The organism is Segatella copri (assembly GCF_003465495.1).
GTDB lineage: Bacteria > Bacteroidota > Bacteroidia > Bacteroidales > Bacteroidaceae > Prevotella > Prevotella copri_G.
The window spans coordinates 1-18,459 of the sequence record NZ_QSAV01000010.1; the positions used below are offsets into that span (position 1 = coordinate 1).

At 48.3% G+C, this 18,459-nt stretch carries 22 protein-coding genes; 5 read left to right on the forward strand and 17 right to left on the reverse strand.

Going from position 1 to position 18,459, the window contains the following annotated elements:
- Positions 1-9 precede the first annotated feature (9 nt).
- From DWV53_RS15620 to DWV53_RS04190, 7 genes are all read right to left on the reverse strand, one after another.
- Positions 10-150 carry a hypothetical protein gene (locus tag DWV53_RS15620; RefSeq protein WP_181992405.1) on the reverse strand — a complete coding sequence of 47 codons (141 nt, stop codon included), beginning with the start codon at positions 148-150 and terminating at the stop codon, positions 10-12.
- Positions 141-281: a hypothetical protein gene (locus DWV53_RS15625; RefSeq protein WP_181992406.1), complete on the reverse strand. Its 141-nt coding sequence runs from the start codon at positions 279-281 to the stop codon at positions 141-143. The genes DWV53_RS15620 and DWV53_RS15625 overlap by 10 nt, the downstream gene beginning before the upstream one ends.
- Positions 282-606: 325 nt before the next feature.
- Positions 607-951: a type II toxin-antitoxin system RelE/ParE family toxin gene (locus DWV53_RS04170; RefSeq protein WP_118151841.1), complete on the reverse strand. Its 345-nt coding sequence runs from the start codon at positions 949-951 to the stop codon at positions 607-609.
- A complete protein-coding gene (locus DWV53_RS04175) occupies positions 942-1,310 on the reverse strand; it encodes a hypothetical protein (RefSeq protein ID WP_119237844.1) in 369 nt (122 codons plus the stop codon). The genes DWV53_RS04170 and DWV53_RS04175 overlap by 10 nt, the downstream gene beginning before the upstream one ends.
- A 137-nt stretch (positions 1,311-1,447) precedes the next feature.
- Positions 1,448-1,648 (reverse strand): hypothetical protein, encoded by a 201-nt coding sequence (locus DWV53_RS04180; RefSeq protein WP_147468735.1) that lies wholly within the window; start codon positions 1,646-1,648, stop codon positions 1,448-1,450.
- A 208-nt stretch (positions 1,649-1,856) separates the two neighbouring features.
- Positions 1,857-3,029: an AAA family ATPase gene (locus DWV53_RS04185; RefSeq protein WP_118151845.1), complete on the reverse strand. Its 1,173-nt coding sequence runs from the start codon at positions 3,027-3,029 to the stop codon at positions 1,857-1,859.
- A 459-nt stretch (positions 3,030-3,488) separates the two neighbouring features.
- The gene (locus DWV53_RS04190; protein ID WP_118151847.1) at positions 3,489-3,752 is read right to left on the reverse strand and encodes a hypothetical protein; all 264 of its coding nucleotides are present in this window, start codon (positions 3,750-3,752) and stop codon (positions 3,489-3,491) included.
- Between the two features lie 279 nt (positions 3,753-4,031).
- Here DWV53_RS04190 and DWV53_RS04195 point away from each other — a divergent pair, with 279 nt between their 5' ends.
- The 5 genes from DWV53_RS04195 to DWV53_RS15630 all read left to right on the forward strand — a co-directional run bounded on the left by DWV53_RS04195 (position 4,032) and on the right by DWV53_RS15630 (position 8,035).
- Positions 4,032-6,305 carry a BT4734/BF3469 family protein gene (locus DWV53_RS04195; RefSeq protein ID WP_181992407.1) on the forward strand — a complete coding sequence of 758 codons (2,274 nt, stop codon included), beginning with the start codon at positions 4,032-4,034 and terminating at the stop codon, positions 6,303-6,305.
- A gap of 101 nt (positions 6,306-6,406) precedes the next feature.
- Positions 6,407-6,616 carry a DUF4248 domain-containing protein gene (locus tag DWV53_RS04200; RefSeq protein WP_117692838.1) on the forward strand — a complete coding sequence of 70 codons (210 nt, stop codon included), beginning with the start codon at positions 6,407-6,409 and terminating at the stop codon, positions 6,614-6,616.
- A 161-nt stretch (positions 6,617-6,777) separates the two neighbouring features.
- Complete coding sequence (locus tag DWV53_RS04205; RefSeq protein ID WP_118151849.1) at positions 6,778-7,299, forward strand: DNA-binding protein; 522 nt, start codon at positions 6,778-6,780, stop codon at positions 7,297-7,299.
- An 80-nt stretch (positions 7,300-7,379) separates the two neighbouring features.
- Positions 7,380-7,892, forward strand: a complete 513-nt coding sequence (locus tag DWV53_RS04210) for an N-acetylmuramoyl-L-alanine amidase (protein WP_117692836.1) — start codon at positions 7,380-7,382, stop codon at positions 7,890-7,892.
- Positions 7,893-7,942: 50 nt separating this feature from the next.
- Positions 7,943-8,035 carry a smalltalk protein gene (locus DWV53_RS15630; protein WP_153073356.1) on the forward strand — a complete coding sequence of 31 codons (93 nt, stop codon included), beginning with the start codon at positions 7,943-7,945 and terminating at the stop codon, positions 8,033-8,035.
- 37 nt (positions 8,036-8,072) lie between these two features.
- On the opposite strand, the gene DWV53_RS04215 is transcribed toward DWV53_RS15630, so the two are convergent.
- From DWV53_RS04215 to DWV53_RS04260, 10 genes are all read right to left on the reverse strand, one after another.
- A complete protein-coding gene (locus DWV53_RS04215; protein WP_220431999.1) occupies positions 8,073-8,789 on the reverse strand; it encodes a tyrosine-protein phosphatase in 717 nt (238 codons plus the stop codon).
- 34 nt (positions 8,790-8,823) lie between these two features.
- Positions 8,824-11,316, reverse strand: a complete 2,493-nt coding sequence (locus DWV53_RS04220; RefSeq protein ID WP_118151850.1) for a GumC family protein — start codon at positions 11,314-11,316, stop codon at positions 8,824-8,826.
- Positions 11,317-11,387: 71 nt separating this feature from the next.
- Positions 11,388-12,176 carry a polysaccharide biosynthesis/export family protein gene (locus DWV53_RS04225; RefSeq protein WP_118151852.1) on the reverse strand — a complete coding sequence of 263 codons (789 nt, stop codon included), beginning with the start codon at positions 12,174-12,176 and terminating at the stop codon, positions 11,388-11,390.
- 6 nt (positions 12,177-12,182) lie between these two features.
- Positions 12,183-12,842: a UpxY family transcription antiterminator gene (locus DWV53_RS04230; protein ID WP_118151854.1), complete on the reverse strand. Its 660-nt coding sequence runs from the start codon at positions 12,840-12,842 to the stop codon at positions 12,183-12,185.
- 388 nt (positions 12,843-13,230) lie between these two features.
- The gene (locus DWV53_RS04235; protein ID WP_118151856.1) at positions 13,231-14,205 is read right to left on the reverse strand and encodes a F0F1 ATP synthase subunit gamma; all 975 of its coding nucleotides are present in this window, start codon (positions 14,203-14,205) and stop codon (positions 13,231-13,233) included.
- 6 nt (positions 14,206-14,211) lie between these two features.
- The gene (gene atpA / locus DWV53_RS04240) at positions 14,212-15,798 is read right to left on the reverse strand and encodes a F0F1 ATP synthase subunit alpha (RefSeq protein ID WP_118151858.1); all 1,587 of its coding nucleotides are present in this window, start codon (positions 15,796-15,798) and stop codon (positions 14,212-14,214) included.
- 22 nt (positions 15,799-15,820) lie between these two features.
- Positions 15,821-16,357: a F0F1 ATP synthase subunit delta gene (locus DWV53_RS04245; RefSeq protein ID WP_022121944.1), complete on the reverse strand. Its 537-nt coding sequence runs from the start codon at positions 16,355-16,357 to the stop codon at positions 15,821-15,823.
- An 8-nt stretch (positions 16,358-16,365) separates the two neighbouring features.
- Complete coding sequence (atpF, locus tag DWV53_RS04250) at positions 16,366-16,866, reverse strand: F0F1 ATP synthase subunit B (RefSeq protein WP_006846850.1); 501 nt, start codon at positions 16,864-16,866, stop codon at positions 16,366-16,368.
- A gap of 137 nt (positions 16,867-17,003) precedes the next feature.
- Positions 17,004-17,243 (reverse strand): ATP synthase F0 subunit C, encoded by a 240-nt coding sequence (atpE, locus tag DWV53_RS04255; RefSeq protein WP_006846851.1) that lies wholly within the window; start codon positions 17,241-17,243, stop codon positions 17,004-17,006.
- Positions 17,244-17,316: 73 nt separating this feature from the next.
- A complete protein-coding gene (locus DWV53_RS04260; protein ID WP_006846852.1) occupies positions 17,317-18,426 on the reverse strand; it encodes a F0F1 ATP synthase subunit A in 1,110 nt (369 codons plus the stop codon).
- Positions 18,427-18,459 lie beyond the last annotated feature (33 nt).

Sequence of the window (18,459 nt, forward strand, 5' to 3'; positions counted from 1 at the left end):
ACTTATTTTTTAGCGGGCAATATGGAGAAGTAGATGGTTACGCTCTAAAGATTTATTAGCTGTACGTTCTCCAAAATTATCAGCAACATACTGACCTATATCTTTCAATTGCTGCTTTGCCAATGTTGACCAGGTGATTTTTATTTCCATCCCAATTCCTCCTTCACGACATTCAAAATTTCTGAATGAGGAATCGTTTTCTGAGACAAAGACTCCTTATAGGCGAAATCGGCAGCGGCTTTCATTGCTGTTTCGTCTAAGTTATCGATAAATGATTGCATCTTCTTATCGTCACATTTTTATTGTTTACATGCTGCAAATATAAGGGAAATATCTGAAATAGCCAAAGAATTTCTGGTTTTTAACATTGTCCCACAGATTGCACAGATGACGCAGATTTTTCGACTCCCCTGTCCCCCTCTTGCGAAGAGGGGGTCCTTATCCCACTCCCAAGCCCTCGCCCTTAGCATAAGGGCAAGGGATGTAGCTGGCGACGCTATAGCTCTGCCAGAGTTTTGGTCAGCCAGCGGAGCCTGTGCCCGCAAGGGGCTGGCTGAGAGTGCTTACGCAACAGAGTTGCGAGTGTTTGTCGCCTAGCGGAAGACTTTATTTCGTATGATGCTCGATGAAGCGATTAATCATTTTTACAACAGTGACAGTTGACTGCCTGTAATGAGCTATCACCATGATATTAATGATTTCTCCATCAATATTATAATAAACAACATTTGGTCCTATGTTCAAATGTCGAATTAAAACCTTGTCGTTTAAGAGTTTTGAAGAATAGCTATAGTCTGGAGTTCCAGATTCTGGAAACAGCAATAAACGCCCTACCTTAGAATTTATGTCATTTAAGGTTTTGCGAGATACAGAAGCACCAAAATGTTCTTCTACATAGTCCAAAATTCCATCAAGTTGATGGAGAGCCATATCAGACCAAATTATTTCCATCCTCTTTGCTCCTTAATCTTTTCCATTGCCTGAGAATGAGAAAGACCTCTTCCCGAACGACTTTCCTTAATGGCGTACTCTGAAGCCATTTCTAAAACTTCATGAGGCATATCATTTACGAAAGCCTGTACTTTGTCTTCTGGAACTTCATATGGATTAATACCTTTCATCGTTGAATACAACAATGTTATAAGGGCATTTTTCCGATCATCACTCCAATTCTTTACTTCGTTCCAAATCGGAGTATTTTGTATTTCATTATAATTGAACGTTCTCATAATTCTAATATTTAGTACCTTACATGCTGCAAATATAAGGGAAATATCTGAAATAGCCAAGGAATTTCTGGTTTTTAACATTGTCCCACAGATTGCACAGATGAACACAGATTTTCTGAGACCTGTCCGGTCTTTGAATAAAGTCACGCAGATTTATCCTACTACTATTTCTTATACGCAGATGAGACCTATTCGGTCTAGATTACGCAGATTTATTTTCATAGAGCATACTTCATCTCCACCAAGGCATCCCAACCATCCGCATCGGCTGGTACTGGCTTACCACCTTTAGACACCATTGTCTCGACATATGCCAAAGCTTCTTTGAACTCGGTGGTTTCCGTGAATTTTGGAGTGGATGGCTTGGCAATCGATGCTGCCCCATCATGTATATTACTATTTATCAATACTTTGTTCATAATCCTATCTCCTATCATTAATAATTTACCTGCAAATATAAGGGAAATATCTGAGCTATTTCAGAACGAAAGGAGAGGACGTAATCTGCAGCTTATGCTTGGCCAAACTCCTATACTGCGGGGAAGTCTTTGATATGCATACCTTACCGGAGGGAATCCAATAATGCAAATGATCTCGCCTGATTTTACATCATTCTTCTTCATCTTCTCACATTTCCGGTTCCTGATAATACTTTCCTACTACTTCCGAAGCCTTGCCTGAGAAGGCAGCCAAGCCTCCCCATTCCGCAATCAACTGATTGTTATTTTCAACATCCAAAGAGGAAATGTCGGTAGAGGTTACTCCACCTCCATCTGATGAGAAAAAATATGTCTTCAACTCCTTTTCCTGCAATCCATTCATTACCTGAACGGCTGTAGATTTCTTATCTATATCGAATAATTCACTAAGAGCCTTTTTAAAACGTTCCGCAGGCAAATTCTTGAGAGTCTCAAATACCCAGGCAAACTCCAACAACGTAGGAGAATGAGTGGATACTATTACCTTATATCCCGCCTGCATCAATTCTATGATTTCCCAAATAACGGTCTGGATGGCACGGGGATGCAATCCCATTTCCGGCTCCTCAATGATTACCCACTTGTAATCTTCCTTATTGATTACAGATGTTGGAGGTCCTGAGAGACAATACATTGCCAGCAGAAGAGGCATGAACTCCTTCTGACCTGCACTCCATGTCATAAATGGAAGACTGACATTGTTAATATTCAGCTTCATCTTTCTTTGACCTGAACTTTGGTCAATAACAACTTTTGCGCCATGAAAAACGGATTCGTCTATAGAATCCTTTACCACACCCTTCAGACGATTACGCATCGGGAATATCACATCAGGATTACCTAAACCACTCTGTATGAACACACGCAGTGTTTCACTGAAGTTTTTCAAGACATACGGAGCAGCTCCATCAAACTCCATAAAATTCTTTGGACGACCATCTGATATTCCTAAAATTCGTTGAGCAGGAACATAAAAGACGGATTCCTTGGTATTCTGCTTGCCCTTCGATGGCTTCAATAAATCCGTGATTGCAAATTTCTTATCTGAAACTTCTATTTTTGTATCTCCACTGAACAACGTATGCAATCCCTCTCCAAAATAATAATCCAAGAGAGGTTCCACATCTGTTTTTGACAAAATATAATTATACTTCCGTAATGTCTCGATAATGCTATTCTTATCCATGACTAACTTGAACAGCTCCAAAAACAAGCTTTTTCCACTTGCTTGAGGACCTATCAAGATATTCAAGTCACCTAGACTTACATCTACGGACTTGATGGGACCGAAATTCTCTACCTTCAATTTTGTCATTGCCATTCTGTTATTTTATTCAATTATCCGGCAAAAATACAAATTATTTTTGAGAAATCAAAAAATTTAAGGGACTTTTACGTTCTGCACTAACTCTTGTCCCACAGATTTCACAGATTCACACAGATTTCTTTGCGGCCTGGGCGGCCTGGAATTTGAAAGGGTCACGCAGATTTGGCTTTACTTCCCGCTGGTCAGTGGGTCCGGAGGACAAATCTCCCTTCGGCCGCCGATTTTCAATTCGCTGATGACGCAGATTTTTTTACGGTTCCTCCGGTTCCCATTGTAGGGGTATGTTTGGGTGGGTGTGAAGGGGGTGTATAAGAACTTTTGTATATACATCGTGCGCAAAAGATAAAGAGAAAGGGTATCAGATAGTTATGCCTTCTTTTTAACACGCTTTTCACGCTAAAGTTCATTTACCCCCTTCACACTTCACGCTTTGTTTGCTAATCTAAAAATCGATCATTTCGGCGACAAAGGTTCCAGCAACCCGTCAATCAGACGAAGCAGCTCGTCTCTGTGAGCCTCGCCCGCCAATGACTCCATCCAACGTATCGCGCCCCAGTAGTCGTCGATGGAAACATCACGGTCCATCGCCTCCAGACTCTTGGTGTACGCATCAGACAGCCGGAACTCCTTGCGGATGGCTGACTTGGTGGAAGCCCAATGCTTCTCCTCCTCAGTAAGACCACCCTCAAAACGGTCTTCCTTCAGTTCTTCACGCATAGCCCAGAACACGTTGTGGACTAAAAGATTAAAACACTTGTGGGCAGAAATCATGCCCGTCTGTAGTCGTAGGAATCCTTGATTCCCATGACTTCACTTTTGATTTTTTTAAAAAACATTTTAAATAAATTTATGTTATGTTCCAAAATCGGAACTTTTTGATTTCAATGCCAAATTTTATGCTTAGCTTTGCAGCGGAATCTATATGATTCAATTTTAAAACAACTTATAATTATTTGCTTAAAAATGACAACAAAAGAACAACAACAAAGACAAGAAATGGTATTACCATCTTTCTTCTATGCTATCGCCTCCAGCGAAAGCAGACAACTCATCAGTCTTGATGAACTGCAGCGAATCATCACCCTCGACGCCATGACCCAGGCTCGTACCGAAGACTACCGCAAGAACATGCGCATCAGCAGCGAGCTCGCTCATCAAACCAAGGTGATGATGCCAGGCATCACTACCTCCGTGCTCATGGACGGACGGGGCAAGGAACTGCGCAACGTGGTGAAGACCACCCAGATGATTGCCGTGGACATCGACAAGATTCCTGCAGAAAAGATGAAGGAGGTCGTACAGAAGGCAGACGCCGACCCTCATACCATGATGAGGTTCATCACCGTGAGCCAACGGGGCCTGCGCATCATCTCCAGATACCTGCCCATAGATGACGACGAGGTGACCGCACTGGAACTTTTCGATGTGATCATACGCAAGGCGATGAGCTATTACAGTAAGTTGCTAGGCGTGCCTGCCGACGAGCAATGCGTAGACATCACCCGGATGTGCGGACTCGCACACGACCCTACCGCCTACTTCCATTGGGACGCAGAGCCTTTCGGTCTGGACACCCACGACCTGAAGGCGCTCTACACCAAGAAGGCCAACGAGGCGAAATATGCCAAACGTGCCAGCAAGCGCAAGCGAAACAGCCAGAAGATGGTGGCACTGGGCAAGGGGGTTCCCTCGATGGACGAGGCAGCGCAGCACATACTGAACCTACTCGACACGTGGGGCTACAAGTTTGAGAGCGGTGCCCACAACGAGTATGTGCTCCACTTCGGCAAGGTGTGCGTGCGCTATGGCATAGACAAGGAAGAGGCAATGACCTACGCCAAGTGCAACTTCAGCTCCGACTATCCCGATGCTGACAGCGTGATGAAATCATGCTACAAGCACACCGAGAAACTAGGCACCTGGCACTTCTACCGCAAAGGCGAGGGCTTCTCGGGTAAGCCGACCGTCAAGGTAATCAAGCAGTGGCTCTCAATGAGATACGAGTTCCACCACAATGAGGTGACGGGATTTCACGAGGTGCTGAGTCGCGATATAATCAAAGGCAAATACCATAAGTGGACCCGCATCGACGACAACATAGAGAACACCATCTGGACCCAGATGGACGAGATGGGACTCGAAGTGAGCGCCATCAAGCTGCACGCCATCATCAACAGTGACTTCAGCGAACCTTGGGATCCCTTCGACGAATATCTCAGGAGTCTGCCAAAATGGGACGGAAAGACCGACTACATCGACGAGCTTGCCAACCGGGTAACCATCAACTATTGCCCTGGCTACCACCACTCGCAGGAAGAGTTCAGATACTTCTTCAAGAAATGGCTCGTATCGATGGTGGTGGCATGGGTATCACCGAGAGTGGTGAGCCAGACCATCCTGATATTCATCGGGAGGGGTGGCATCAACAAAACCACATTCTTCTATTATATCCTGCCACCTTGCCTGCGCCAGTACTTCATCAACGAGTCAACCGCCAACTATACCGACAAGGACTTCATGGAGGCTTTCTCAAGCAAGGCACTCATATGCCTCGACGAGCTGGAGTCTACCTTCGGCAAGGGGCTGAGCGCCCTCAAGAGCAACGTCACCAAGCTGGTGTTCTCCATCCGCCGCCCCTACGACAAGTATCGTTCGGAACTGCTGCACCGTGGTGCCCTCTGTGGCACCAGCAACAGCATACAGATCATCACCGACGAGGAGAACCGCCGCTACTCGCCCTGGTTCGTAGACAACATCGAGAGTCCTAGGGAGACCCCCATCGACTACCAGCACGTCTATGCCCAGGCTGTAGCTCTGGGACAAGAGGTAACCAATCGGGTGAAGAACCAGGAAGAGGGATGGGTATACTGGCTCACCACCGTCGACATAGACGTGATGAGGGAGCACAACGGCATGTTCATGGTTTCCAACTTCATGGAAGACCAGATACTGCGCTTCTACAAGGTGCCGAAATCAGACACCGCCCCTCAATATGTAAAGTTCCGCTATTCATCGGAAATCATGGAGCGCATAGGCGGAAGTCCCGCCCTGAGCCGCAACATGAGTCACCAGAATCTGAGCGCCGTGATGCAGCGACTGGGATTCAAGAAGGTACACCGCGCCAAAGGCAACGGATGGCTCGTGATAGAGAAGAATCCGGGAGAAATCAACACCGAGGCGATCTGCAGTCCAAACGAATGCGCAGAAACGTACCTGAAACCGTACAGAGCCGTAGCTACGGATAGCCAGAATGGTTCTGACCAACAGTAAACAGCATTCTGGCAAGTGCTAACCAGCATTGCCAGCAACGCTAAGTATCATCAAGAGAAACGCTAAGTATTATTACCGCGATTCATAAAAGTCAAAACTATATGAAAATCAAGATATACAAAAAATTCGAGCTTGCCAAGCTCTACTTTCCGGAGCAGTCGAAACACGTGGCACTAAACCACCTGATGCGAATGGTAAACCACTGCCCGCCTCTGCTTGAAGCCTTGCGAAGAGAGGGCTACGAACGGTTGGCGAAGACCTTCACCATGCGCCAGACGCTGCTCATCTATGAGTATCTGGGCGAGCCATAATACTGAGTTTTCCAGTTTTATGCCCCATCGTATCCCTATCTCACCCCTATCGTACAGAAGCCTCTTCTGAAAGTCGTATCTTTGCAACCGTAAACAAGAAACAAGCACTGCGCAGCGCTTTAATACATGAAACACGAACCATAAAACAATTTATTAGCCTTATGATTGAGTACGATTTAAAGAAGAACAACAACAAGAAGAACGTGAAGGCTTATGGCAAGTACTACGCCAAGCCCCACATTAGTGAAACTGTAGATCTCGATGAGCTCGCCGACCACATGCATGGTCACAACTCTCCATTCTCAGCCGGGACCATCAAGGGCATCCTCATCGATGCCGTGACCCACATCAAGGAGCTCCTGCTCATGGGCAAGAATGTAAAGCTCGACAACCTCGCCATCTTCTACATCAGCATCAAGAACAAGATGGGTGCAGAGAACGCCGACGACTTCACCGTATCTAAGAACATCGAAGGAGTAAGAATGAAAGCCCGCGCCACGGGCGACTTCCGCTCTGTGAATCTCAACCTCGACGCCAACTTGAAGAAGTATGGTGCTAAGAAAAAGAAGTCTTCGACCACCACCGACACCGAAACAACTACGCCATCGGGAGATACAGGCAAGAGCGAATCTGACTCTACCACTAACCCAGGCAGCGGTTCGGAAGGCGATGGACTTGAGTAACCGGGATAGCATATCCCCGTTATCTCTTAACGGGGATTGCAAATCCCCTTAACATGTTTTTTTTAATATATTGACCGAAAATGACACAAGATCGATTTCCGATGACGATTGGCGGCGAGGAGGTACTCAATGAGCATCTCCTGCTCGCCTACACAGAGAACGGAGAGATGATGGACTCACCTCTGAGCGTCCGTTTTCTCGTAATCCATTGCTCGGCAACACGTGCCGACCGTAACTACACCGACAAGCAACTGATGCGCGACCACAAGAAGCGTGGATTCCGCACCGTGGGCTACCACTTCTATGTCCACAAGGACGGAAGCATCACGCAGTTCAGAAAGCTGCTGGAGGTGGGCTCACATGCCCGCCCATACAATCGCTGCTCCATCGGCATCTGCTATGAGGGCGGGCTGGATGACGAGGGGCGTCCTGCCGACACCCTTACCCGGGCCCAGTATGACGCAATGTGGAATCTGCTGCGCAAGCTCAAAATCACGTTCCCACAGGCTAAGATAGTGGGTCATCGTGACTTGCCGGGCACCACCCCGAAGGCATGCCCTTGCTTCGATGCAGCGAAAAAATTTCCACTTTAATGCTTAATGCTTAATGTTGAATGTTGAATGTTGAATTTTTAATTTGAACTATGAAGAAAGAAACCATCAAGAAGGTGATCAATTTCATCATCACCGTACTTACCGCCGTAGCTAGCGCATTCTGCGTACAGAGCTGCCAGTAAATTCCCAGTAATTAAACCTTAACCTTAAGTTCTAATTCTACCAGTATTGCCTGAAGATGCCGAGGCGGTGCATGTCGGAGCCCACCATGTCGTACATATCGTGCTTCATGAGCCACTTGCATCGTTTCTGCACCTTCTTGCCATACTGCCCATCTATCGAGAACACATTTCGCTGGAACTTTATGCCCATCAACTTGAGCTTCTCGTAATCGCGCTTCTCCATGTAGAGGTAGCGCTCTGGATGGGCAAGCACGGGCGTGTAGCCCTTGTTCTTGATGCGCTCCAGGAGGGCATGAAAATTCATCGGGGCAGAGAAGATGCTCGTCTCCACCAACAGGAGCTTGCCATCCTCGCCCAGCGGCAACAGGTCGTTTGCCTTCAGGCGCTTTTCGAAGAGCGCATCTAGCATATTTTCGGCTGCGAGATGCAGCCGGAGCATTTTTCTGTCAGCAGGGTTTCGCTCGGCGAAGTCCTGCTGATATTGTTTTTGGAAGTTCGCAAATACTTGGCGCAAATGGGTGGTCTCGTTGGGTACGTCTTCCATAATATGAGGCGTAAGCCAGACATCCCTCATGCCTGCGCCTTCGTAAAGGCTCAACATTTCCAACGACTTCTTTACCTCTTGAAATCCGTCGTCCACGCCGGACAGGATGTGGCAGTGCCAGTCGATGCCGCCGGGGAGTCTCTCTGATGGTGCTTTCTTGCTTGCCGTCGGATTGCAAATCCAACGGAACGCCTCACGGAATATATTCATATTTTTCTATTCTTTTATCCTATTTTCTACTTTCCTATTTTTGCCCCCCATTCTTGTCGGAGCCGTAGTGGTAGCCGTAGCCATAGCCATAGTGATAGCCATAGCGATAGTAGTGGCCGTAGCGACCGCCCTGAGCCTTGGTTCCGTTCAGAATGAGCGACATATTCTTGAATTTCTTATCCTTGTAGAGCTGCTCGATGTCGCCCAGCATACTGCGCTGCATCAAGCCCGAACGTACCACGAAGATGGTGCGGTCGGTAAATTTCTCTATAATCTGGGTATCTGCCACGATTTCCACAGGTGGACAGTCGATGAACACATAATCGTACTCACCCCTCACCTGCTTGATTATCTTCTCCAGACGGTCGGTGAAGAGGAGCTCCGTAGGGTTAGGCGGCATGGTACCGATAGGCAGCACGTCGAAACCCTTCACCAGTCCATGCTCCTCGCCATGGCAGATGATGCCCTCCAGGTCATCGGTTCTGCCGTTGAGATAGTCGCTGAGTCCCTCGCCAGGGCTGCCCACGAGCATGGATATGGAACCATGTCGGAGGTCACCATCGATGACGAGCACCTTCTTCTCCTTGATGGCGAACGACATGGCGATGTTGCCTGCCAGGTGACTCTTGCCCGAGCCTGGGTTGAAAGACGTAAGGATGATGACGTTCTGCTCGGGATGGGTGCCTATCATAAACTCCAGGTTAGTGCGCAGCACGCGGAACGCCTCGTTCACGATGTCGCGCTTGCCTGCCTTCACCACAATCTGTCTCGTCTCCTTCGGCTTCTTCCAAAACTGGATGCGCTGCAGAAGAGTTGGTCTGTTCTTGCGACTGATGCTGTATGGTATCTCACCGAGGAATGGTATGGTGATGTTCTTGAGGTCGTTTCTGCCCCTCACCGTCGTGTTCATGTTCTCACGGATAAAGATGACTACCACAGGTATCAGGACTCCGAGAACGAAAGCCACGAGGATGATGTTGCGGCGCACAGGCTGCACGGGCTTGGTGTCGCCCGTAGGAGGGGTGATGATGCGCGTATTGTAGGCGGTGAAAGCCTTGGAAAGCTCGTTTTCCTCTCTCTTCTGCAAGAGGAAGAGGTAGAGCGCCTCCTTCACCTTCTGCTGGCGACCCACTGTTTGCAGGTACTTTGCCTGGCTAGGGTTGCTGGCTATCTGGCTGGTGGTCTGCGCCTCGTTTGCCTGCAGGTTGCCAAGCTGCGAGTTGAGTGTCACCACGAAGTTGTCGATACTGGTTACGATGCTATGGCGCATGGAGGCGAGGCTCTGGTCATAGTCAGCCACCAATGGGTTCTGCTCGCTAGAGTTAGCCACCAGGTTGTTGCGCTCCAGCTGCTGCTTGTTGTATTCGGTAATCTGCTGCTCGATGCCCGGGCTGTCGATGCCGATATTGGCTGGCAGGAGCTGGTTCTTGCCCACCTTGCCCGTCAGGAAGTCGCGCAGGTAGCGTGCCATGGAGAGGCGTGAGTTCAGCTCGAGTATCTGCTTGTCTACGTCGCCGCTCTTCTGCATGTATTGCTGTGCGGCGGTCTCTACGTCGGGCAGCAGATTGCGGCTCTTGAACGAGGAGATGTCCTTGTCTACGTCGCCCAGTTCCCGCTCGATGACGCCCAGGCGCTCGGTGATGAAATGGGAGGTGGAGACGGTCATCTGGTTCTTGTCCTCCATCCAGTTCTTGCGGTATACGGAGATGATGGTGTTCAGCACGTCCTCGGCGCGCTGGGTGAGCTGGTCCTTATAGGTCAGGTCGATGACTGTTGCCTTCTCCTCGCTGATGCTTGCCGAGAGCGACGCCTTGATATGGTTGGTCATGGCATAGAGGTTGGTGCGAGTCACATGCAGTTTCCTGCTCTCATGTCCATTGATGAAGGCAGAATAGCCCGGTGCCTGGTCTACGCATACATAGCCCATCGCCGTGCGGACGGTCTGGCCCAGCTTGCCCTGTACCTCCTCGTCCGATTCCACTTGGTTTCCATCCTTGTCGGTGCCACTCACATGTACGATGGAAAACAGGTCGTCATGCTTTACTTCTACATCCAAATTGGCGCTCTGCATATCGTTCAAGCTATAGAAATGAACGGTTACAGGCAGCGTTCTGCCATAGAGAGCCACAGGATGGAAGGTACCGTCTTCACTGTAGTTTACGTCGAGTTTGAGCTGCTTGCCTGCCTCCAGCAAGACGGCTGGCGACTGGATGGCAATCAACTCGTTGTTGACGTTCGACTTGCCTCCCGAGAGTCCCATGTCGGAGAACATACTGGTCACATCGCTGTTGATGCTCTGGCTCTTGCCGTCTTCCTTGATGAGGATGGATGCCGTGCGCTGATAGACACTAGGCGTGGAGAGGAGGTAATAAGTGGCTATGCCCAGGGTGACGACGAGCGAGATAACAAACCATCGCCAGCGCACAAGGCACAGATACATTAAGTCTTGCAGACGAATGAAGTCTTCTGCCTGCTGGGGGCGACGAACCAGAACATTCTGCATCGTCGCTTGATTATTCTGAATCATTGAATTTGAAAGTTGAATGTTGAGTGTTGAATGTTGAGTGTTGAGTGTTGAGTGTTCACTCTACTCTTACATTATTTCTTGATAAGTACCGCCACGCTGGTGGCAAGTGAGGCAAGGCTAATCCAGAAGCTCGTGCTCCTGACATTGTTGCCATTGACCGTGCTCTGGCGAGCCTTGGTCTTGTTGGGGCTGATGTAAACCACGTCGTTCTGCTGCAGGTAATATACCGGACTGTTGAACACGCTGTTTCCCGAGCAGAGATTGATCGTGTATATCTTCTGGTGGCCGTTTTCCTGGCGCAACACCATTACGTCTTCACGGGTGCCATAGATGGTCAGGTCGCCCGCCTTGCTAAGGGCATCGAGAATAGTCACTTTCTCGTCCTCGATTTCATACTGTCCAGGGCGTGCCACCTCACCCATCACCGAATAGTGGAGATTTGTCAGGCTGACGGTCACCACGGGATCCTTCACCAAGTTGCGCTCCACCAGAACTTTCTTGATTCCCTCGGCAATCTGCTCTCGGGTACGACCTGCCACATGCAGGGTGCCCAGCACAGGAAAGTCGATGTTGCCCTTGCTGTCTACCGTATAATAATAGGCATCCTTGACGACGGTCGACGTGGTGGCGGTTCCCGTAAGGTTGAAGAGCTGTGAGATCTGTGGATCCTTGCTCTTCACGCCGATGTAGAGTTTATCTGTTGGCTTGGCGGTGATCACCGCACTTTTCAGATTGATTAGCGTGTCAGGATTTTGGTTAAAATCCTGGAAATAAGCTATTTGTTGTGGGGCTCCACAAGCTGACAGGACAAGAAGTCCCGTACAAAAAGCTCCAGAAAGCAATGAATTACGATATTTCATACGATTTTATATTTTTTCTAGAAAACATCTTGGTATATAGGTGGTGGCGACAGCACAGACCCCGTCTATCGACACGATGAGGCGATGGTCGCCATTGATGCGCTTGATTTCGCCCTCCAGACCTTTGAACCTGCCGTCGATGACCCTGACACGTTCACCTTTCTTCCAGTTGAAGGCTCCATCCTCGAAATATTCCAGCCCCTCCTGATCGCCCGACGATACCATCATGAACATCTGCATCTGTCGCTTGGGAATGGCGATGGGCTGTGGGTCGAAGTCCACCAGCTGGCGATATAGCCTTGCCTTGCCACACAGTTCCCGCTCCAGGCATAGCGCCTGTCGCTTGTTGCTGCGCATGAAGAAAAGCGAGGGTATGAGTGGGCGCTCCACCACAATCTTCTTGCCTTGGCTGTTTACATGTCTCTCTTTTACGAAAGGGACGTAATATTCCATCACATCGCCCATCATGTCTTCGGGGAATGTGTTTTTCATCTGGTCAGGATCCTTAAGCGCGTTGTTGAACAGGTTGAACAAGTCTCGGCAAAGCGCCACTTTGTTCATGAACACGCGCATGGCATACCATGATGCCTCTGTCTCGGCTGGTTCGCCAAGAGTCTCGGCTTGTATGCTTAGAGAATGATTGATATCTTTTATTGAATTGTCCATTCTTTCATTTTAAGTATTCTTATACAGACACATTTTCTCTTCCCCTTATGTCGAAACGAGTCGTCACAAGCAGCAAGGAGATTGAGACAGTATACTTCTCGTAAAGCTTCTGTCGTTCGGAGCAACCCTGATCCAGGCGATGCTGTACCCGCAATCCCATTTGGGTAACTAAGCCTCTGGTTTAGTTCTCAAACGCGCCGCAAAGTTAACAAAAAAAAAAAAAAACGAAAGAATGTTAGCGCAACTTTAAATAAAATTAGTTTTTTAAGCCATTTTCTTAATATTTATTAATTTTACTGTTTTATTTGCATACAAAACATAAAATCGGGGTAAATCTCTTTCAATAAGTGATTTACCCCGATTAAACATTATACAGATGGAAGGAAACTTAGTTGTTTACGCTACCTCCCACAATATCAAGCAATTCATTGGTAATGGCCTGTTGACGACTCTTGTTGTACTGCAAGTTGAGTTCGCGCAAGAGTTCATCGGCATTATCCGTAGCGGTCTGCATGGCCACCATTCTGGCAGCATGCTCACTCGCCTGGCTATCCAGCAACGCTGTATAAATCATCAGACGAAGCTGCTTAGGAATCAAGACTCCCAAAACAGTCTCCAAGTCTGGCTCTACAATGAAGTCATCATTCAGAGGTTTTGCCTCAGAACTCTGGCGTCCGTCAGCTTCAGCCTGCTTTTGGCGCAGATATTCCTGAGCCTTTGCCGTAGCCACATTAGAGGTAAGGTCACGATCGTTGTCCACTCCTATCGCCTCAGTGCTGAGGTCAATAGGCAAGAAAGTCTTGCGGGTCAGAATCTGTGAACCGGCACTCTTAAAGTGATGATAAATCATCTCCACCTTATCGAGCTCACCAGCAGCATACTGCCTGGCAAGTGAATAGGCGATATCTGCACAGGCGCTGGCACGAGGATGATCGGCAAGATCATTAAAGTTACCGCCAATCTTCAAACCCAGTTTCTGTGCCTTCTCTGCCACTTTTCGTCCGATAGGATATACCGTGATGTCGTCAATGCCTTGAGCCTTATACTCGTCCACCGCATGCATCATCATCTTGATAACGTTGGAATTGAATCCACCACACAAGCTGCTGTTAGAACTGTATACCACAAGAGCTACACGCTTGGTCTCCTTGTGCTCCAACTGCAACGGATGGTCGACATTCGGAGTACTTACCAGGAAACTCTTGAGGATATGTTCCAGCATATTTCCATAAGGCAGCATATTCTGGATAGCTACCTGAGCATGATGCAACTTACTGGAAGCCACCATCTTCATTGCACTCGTAATCTTACGGGTACTGTTAACGCTGGCTATGCGAGTTTTAATCTCTTTTAATGACGGCATAGGCTATTACGCTTTATATTGTCCTGCAACATTAGCCATGGTCTCCTCGACTGCCTTAATGGCATCATCGGTGAGTTTACCATCGCCCAAAGTCTCAATCACATCAGCGTGCTGGCTGCGCATTGCATCGAGGAACAGATCCTGACAGTCGCGAACCTTATCCATTGGCACGTCGTGCATCAATCCGTGAACACCACAGTAGAGAATAGCTATCTGCTCGCCTACCGGCATTGGGCGGTACTGAGGCTGAACCAGCAACTGGTCGTTCTTACGGCCACGGTCCAGAGTCATCGCTGTTACGGCATCCATATCGCTAGAGAACTTAGAGAAGGCCTCCAGCTCACGATACTGAGCCATATCAATCTTCAGTGTACCAGCCACCTTCTTCATACTCTTAATCTGGGCAGAACCACCTACACGGGATACGGAGATACCTACGTTGATAGCTGGACGGAAGCCCTGGTTGAAGAGGTCGGTCTCAAGGAAGATCTGACCGTCGGTGATGGAAATCACGTTGGTTGGGATGTATGCTGATACGTCACCTGCCTGTGTTTCGATGATAGGGAGGGCTGTCAAAGAACCACCACCCTTAACGTGACCCTTCATGCACTCTGGAAGGTCGTTCATCTGCTCGGCTACCTCCTGCTGGTCGTTGATACGAGCGGCACGCTCCAACAGACGAGAGTGGAGATAGAACACATCACCAGGGTAAGCCTCACGTCCGGATGGACGGCGGAGGATCAGAGATACCTCACGGTAAGCCACAGCCTGCTTACTCAAGTCATCGTATACGACGAGAGCTGAGTAACCGCGGTCGCGGAAGTACTCACCGATAGCTGCACCGGCAAATGGTGCGTAATACTGCATGGCTGCAGGATCGGCAGCGGTAGCACTTACGATGATGGTATATGGCAGGGCGCCATGCTCCTTGAGGTTCTGTACCAATGCTGCAACGGTAGATGCTTTCTGACCGATAGCTACATAGATACAATATACTGGCTTGCCAGCCTCATAGAAGCTCTTCTGGTTGATGATGGTATCCACTGCGATGGCAGTCTTACCGGTCTGACGGTCACCGATGATCAACTCACGCTGTCCACGACCGATAGGAATCATAGAGTCTACCGCCTTCAAACCAGTCTGAAGAGGTTCCTTTACTGGCTGACGATAGATTACACCAGGTGCCTTACGATCCAAAGGCATCTCGAAAGAATCGGTGAGGTCGATGTCACCCAGACCATCAATAGCCTGACCCAGAGGGTTTACGACACGTCCGAGGAAGTTGTCGTTTACGCGGATAGAAGCAATACGGTGTGTACGCTTCACGCTCTGTCCCTCCTTGATGCCAGCTGTAGGACCTAAGAGGACACAACCTACATTGTCTTCCTCCAAGTTCATGACGATAGCCATGGTTCCGTTCTCAAACTCAAGAAGTTCATTAGCCTCGGCATTACGCAGACCATAGATACGAGCCACGCCATCGCTGACGGTAAGCACGGTACCCACCTCGTCAAACTGCTGAGAGCCATTAACCTCCTGGAGCTGCTGCTGAAGAACCTCAGACACCTCACTTGGTTTAATTTTATCTGACATTGTTTATTTACTTTAATTATTTTTACTTTTTGAGCTGTGTCAGAATGTTGTTGAGCTTAGTCTTTACGCTCGCATCCATTCTGTAAGTATCATACTCAAGGATGAAACCACCAATCAGTTCAGGGTTCACCTCGGTCTTGAACTCCACAGTACCTTTCGTTCTCTGCTCCACCATCTTGCGCATCTTATCCTCAGTAGAGGCGTCAACGGCAGTGGCGGTGATCAGCTTACCGCGGATGATGTTCTTCTGTTTCCTGTAAAGAGTGATATACGAAGCAGCCATGAATTGCAGGGTGCTCTCCCTATCCTCTTTCAAGACGAGAGCGATAAACTTCTTGCTCAGTTCCGTAGGCTCTTTGCCCAAGGCTGTGATGAGAAGTGCCTCTTTCTTGTCTTTGGAAAGCATAGGGTTGTCTATCGTAAATCTCAGTTCAGGCACGTCGATGTAGCTCTTAAAGAGCGTCTGCATCTCCTGGTAGACCTGATCTTCGAGCTTCATGCCGAGTGCAGCCTTGATGAGGGCACGGGCATAACGCACCGATATTACACCTATATCCATAAGCTTTACTATTTGTTGTCAGAAGAAACCTCGTCCAGCAGTCGATTTATCATATCCATCTGTGCCTTGTCGTCAGAGAGCTTAGCCTTGAGCACCTTCTCTGCAATCTGAACAGAGAGTTCGGCTACCTGGCCTCGGATTTCACGAATGGCGTTCTGCTTCTCGGTCTCAATCTGCTTCTTGGCATCAGAGAGGAGACGTGCGCCTTCTTCGCGTGCTTTATCCTGTGCTTTCTCTACAATGGCATCACGGGTTTCGGCAGCCTCCTTGAGGAGGGCAGCCTGCTTCTCGCGAGCTTCCTGCAAGATGGATTCACCTTCTTTTTGGATATTGGCAAGCTTCTCGTTGGCTTCGTGAGCCTTCTTCAGACTATCATCAATGAAAGCCTTGCGCTCGTTCACCATCTTAATGATGGCTGGGAATCCAGCCTTCCAAAGAATGATGAAGACGATGATGAAGACCAGCGTCATCCAGAAGAGCAAACCGCTATCAGGAATTAACAAATCCATATATACTGGTTAAAGTTTTACTTAAACGTTTTATTTTAACTAACTCTAGAATCATCTCTATCATGCCCCGGAAAGACATCAGGCTGATGCCTGAGACTTCCTTTTATCGGGGCAGATGATAGTGACAGATGAGATGATTACATAACGATTGCCAGGATGGCGATGATGACAGCGAAGAACGCAACACCCTCAACCAACGCAGCTGCGATAATCATAGAAGAACGGAGGTCGCCCATCTTCTCTGGCTGACGAGCCATAGCGTCCATAGCCTGGCCACCAATGCGACCGATACCAATACCTGCGCCAATAGCGGCCAAACCTGCACCTACTGCGGCACCCAACTTTGCAATCTCTGCTGCTAATAAAAGTGATAACATAATCTTAATAATTTAAGTTGTTTATATTTTCTTTGTTTATTATCTGAATGAAATTAGATCCGTAATCTATAAACTACTTCACTACCTCTGGCTCAGCCTCATGAGACTTTACATGAGCCAGCGAGATGAATACTGCACTCAGCATGGTGAATACCAATGCCTGAATGTAGCTTACCAATACTTCGAGGAGCATCATAAAGGCGCTCATCGCAACACTTACTATTGTCATACCCGTACCTGCCACATAGTTGGCGATAGCATTCTCACTGATGTTGAACATGATGAAAATGATAGCCGCAAACGAAAGTGCGATGGCGTGACCCGCCATCATGTTGGCGAAGAGTCGGATAATCAGAGCCAGCGGTTTCGTAAAGATTCCGAAGAGCTCGATGAATGGCATCAGTGGCACTGGCACCTTCAACCACGTTGGTACCTCCGGCCAGAAGATTTCCTTCCAGTATTCCTTGGTACCGGTGAAGTTGGTGATCAGGAATGTCGTTACACCGAAGAATACGGTGCAGGCGATATTACCCGTCAGGTTACCACCACCTGGAGGGAATGGTACGATACCCATGATGTTCGCCACGAAGATAAAGAAGAAGCAAGTAAGCAACCATGGTGCGTACTTTGGGGCTTCCTTACCCAGGGTGGCCTCTATTACATCGGTATATACCGACATGATGAACATGTGCATCAGTCCCACAAATCCCTTTGGTGCAGGGTCATCCACCTTGTGCTTCCTGCACCAGCGGGCTGGTATCAGGACACAGAGCAACAGGATGATAGCATCGATGAAGAGCACGCAAACGGTCTTCGTGATGGAGATGTCAAGCGGACGAACCTCCTGGCCTCCCACCTTCTCTACTATCTTGTTGGGATTCGCCTGCGCATCAGCGTTCTTGATCACCAGGTTGAAAGGTCCTGGACGGTCTCCATTGGCATCCTTCTCTTCCGAGAATTCGCTGCTGCAGAACACGTGCCAGCCCGAAGTGGTGTTAACGATGATTGGCAGATGAATCACTACGGGATGATCTCCCACCTTGGTGATATGCCATTCATAAGAATCCTTGATATGACCCCACAATATCTCTTTCACATCGATGTTCTCCTTAGCCGATACCTGCAGAGGTGCCAGCGTGAAGAGCAGCATCGCCATCAAGAGGAATTGCTTGAGATGTTTCATATTCTTTAATTCTTACTTTTGTTTATTAATTAT

Bases quoted from the DNA above. Each gene is read 5' to 3' on its own strand.
- DWV53_RS15620 (WP_181992405.1), bottom strand. From the start codon at position 150: ATGGAAATAAAAATCACCTGGTCAACATTGGCAAAGCAGCAATTGAAA.
- DWV53_RS15625 (WP_181992406.1), bottom strand. From the start codon at position 281: ATGCAATCATTTATCGATAACTTAGACGAAACAGCAATGAAAGCCGCT.
- DWV53_RS04170 (WP_118151841.1), bottom strand. From the start codon at position 951: ATGGAAATAATTTGGTCTGATATGGCTCTCCATCAACTTGATGGAATT.
- DWV53_RS04175 (WP_119237844.1), bottom strand. From the start codon at position 1,310: ATGTTAAAAACCAGAAATTCCTTGGCTATTTCAGATATTTCCCTTATA.
- DWV53_RS04180 (WP_147468735.1), bottom strand. From the start codon at position 1,648: ATGAACAAAGTATTGATAAATAGTAATATACATGATGGGGCAGCATCG.
- DWV53_RS04185 (WP_118151845.1), bottom strand. From the start codon at position 3,029: ATGGCAATGACAAAATTGAAGGTAGAGAATTTCGGTCCCATCAAGTCC.
- DWV53_RS04190 (WP_118151847.1), bottom strand. From the start codon at position 3,752: ATGCGTGAAGAACTGAAGGAAGACCGTTTTGAGGGTGGTCTTACTGAG.
- DWV53_RS04195 (WP_181992407.1), top strand. From the start codon at position 4,032: ATGGTATTACCATCTTTCTTCTATGCTATCGCCTCCAGCGAAAGCAGA.
- DWV53_RS04200 (WP_117692838.1), top strand. From the start codon at position 6,407: ATGAAAATCAAGATATACAAAAAATTCGAGCTTGCCAAGCTCTACTTT.
- DWV53_RS04205 (WP_118151849.1), top strand. From the start codon at position 6,778: ATGATTGAGTACGATTTAAAGAAGAACAACAACAAGAAGAACGTGAAG.
- DWV53_RS04210 (WP_117692836.1), top strand. From the start codon at position 7,380: ATGACACAAGATCGATTTCCGATGACGATTGGCGGCGAGGAGGTACTC.
- DWV53_RS15630 (WP_153073356.1), top strand. From the start codon at position 7,943: ATGAAGAAAGAAACCATCAAGAAGGTGATCAATTTCATCATCACCGTA.
- DWV53_RS04215 (WP_220431999.1), bottom strand. From the start codon at position 8,789: ATGAATATATTCCGTGAGGCGTTCCGTTGGATTTGCAATCCGACGGCA.
- DWV53_RS04220 (WP_118151850.1), bottom strand. From the start codon at position 11,316: ATGATTCAGAATAATCAAGCGACGATGCAGAATGTTCTGGTTCGTCGC.
- DWV53_RS04225 (WP_118151852.1), bottom strand. From the start codon at position 12,176: ATGAAATATCGTAATTCATTGCTTTCTGGAGCTTTTTGTACGGGACTT.
- DWV53_RS04230 (WP_118151854.1), bottom strand. From the start codon at position 12,842: ATGGACAATTCAATAAAAGATATCAATCATTCTCTAAGCATACAAGCC.
- DWV53_RS04235 (WP_118151856.1), bottom strand. From the start codon at position 14,205: ATGCCGTCATTAAAAGAGATTAAAACTCGCATAGCCAGCGTTAACAGT.
- atpA (WP_118151858.1), bottom strand. From the start codon at position 15,798: ATGTCAGATAAAATTAAACCAAGTGAGGTGTCTGAGGTTCTTCAGCAG.
- DWV53_RS04245 (WP_022121944.1), bottom strand. From the start codon at position 16,357: ATGGATATAGGTGTAATATCGGTGCGTTATGCCCGTGCCCTCATCAAG.
- atpF (WP_006846850.1), bottom strand. From the start codon at position 16,866: ATGGATTTGTTAATTCCTGATAGCGGTTTGCTCTTCTGGATGACGCTG.
- atpE (WP_006846851.1), bottom strand. From the start codon at position 17,243: ATGTTATCACTTTTATTAGCAGCAGAGATTGCAAAGTTGGGTGCCGCA.
- DWV53_RS04260 (WP_006846852.1), bottom strand. From the start codon at position 18,426: ATGAAACATCTCAAGCAATTCCTCTTGATGGCGATGCTGCTCTTCACG.